Origin of the sequence: Streptomyces sp. AC558_RSS880, assembly GCF_019049255.1 — a bacterium.
Taxonomy (GTDB): domain Bacteria; phylum Actinomycetota; class Actinomycetes; order Streptomycetales; family Streptomycetaceae; genus Streptomyces.
Map to the genome: position 1 here is coordinate 1 of NZ_JAGMUJ010000082.1, position 1,269 is coordinate 1,269.

Annotated in this window: 1 protein-coding gene; it reads right to left on the bottom strand. The window is 67.9% G+C overall.

From position 1 onward, the window contains the following. On the bottom strand, nt 1–1,185 hold a 1,185-nt coding region (locus tag KUM38_RS24805; RefSeq protein WP_217131809.1), incomplete at its 3' end, for an ISL3 family transposase. Nucleotides 1,186–1,269 lie beyond the last annotated feature (84 nt).

Consider the following 1,269-nt stretch of genomic DNA (forward strand, 5'->3'; position numbering starts at 1 on the left):
AGGCTTGGGTCCTGGGACGGGTGCGTGTCCGCGTCCGGTCCGGTAGCGCCGCAGGTGGCGCTGGACGGCCAACTCGCCTCCCGGATAGCCGAGCTCTTGGATCTCCCGGTAGAGCTGGGCGGCGTTTCGGATGCCTTCGTTCCAGCGCTGGTGCAGGTGGCCGACGTATGGGTCGACGATATGTGCCCGCTGCAGGCTCTTGGCGACGACGTCGTCGGCGGAGCGGGCGCTCACCAGCTTGCGGACGGTCGCCTGGTGCAGTCCGAGTTTCCGGCCGATCGCTGCCTTTGACATCCCCTGTTCCCAGAGCTCATGGGCGGCGGCGTGCTGCTCACGCAGCCGGGCGACGATCTTCAGTTCTTTCGAGGGCTGCACCACCTCGGGCTTCACCGAGGGAGTGTCGTGGCTGCTGGTCCGTGCTGGAGGCGGTTCCGCCAGGCGGGAGCGATGGGCGTTGACCGTCTTCTCGACCGCCTGGCCGAGGTTGGCCCACAGGTGATAGCGATCCGCGACCTGTTCGGCCTGCGGCGCCCCGACCCGAGCGCCCTCCCCGTATCCGCTGGAACGGTCCCGGCAGATGACCGTCACCTCGGGGTGATCGCGGAGCCAGGCAGCCAGGTCCTCCCCGTCGCGGCCGTCGTAGAGGTGCAGCGGCCGGTGGGTGGCCATGTCGATCAATACCGTGCCGTAATGGCGGCCCTTGCGGAAGGCGAAGTCGTCGACGCCGAGGGCCTCCACTTTGCCGATTTCCGGCTCGGGCAGGGACCTGACCAGTCGCAACAGTGTGTCCCTGCCTATGGTGAGGCCGACCGCGGACGCCAGTCGGGCTCCTGCCCGGCCGGCCAGGGCCAGCCCGATCTGCGTCAACATCTCGCGCAGCAGCGGGGTATGCCGACTGTGCGGGGTGGTCAGTCCCAGGACCTGCTCGGCGAACGTCACCGCCGTGCAGGCAGGGTTCTCGCAGCGGAAGCGGCGCACGCGTAACTCGATCACGACACCGAGCCCGCCCACGGCGACATCACGCAGCCTGCGTACATACTGGCCGTGCACTCGGGCCGAGCTCTGACCGCACCGGCAGGAGCCAGTCGTCGCCCGCACCCGCGTTCTCAGCACTACCTGGTCCGGTCGCCTCTCCACTTCCTCGATCACCAACGCGGTCAGGTACGGAAACAGCTCCAGGAGCACATCACGAGAGCACGCGATGCATGATCGCGAACAGGCGGAGCAACGTACTCAGCCGTCCGGATCACAAGATCGTCGACAGAACCC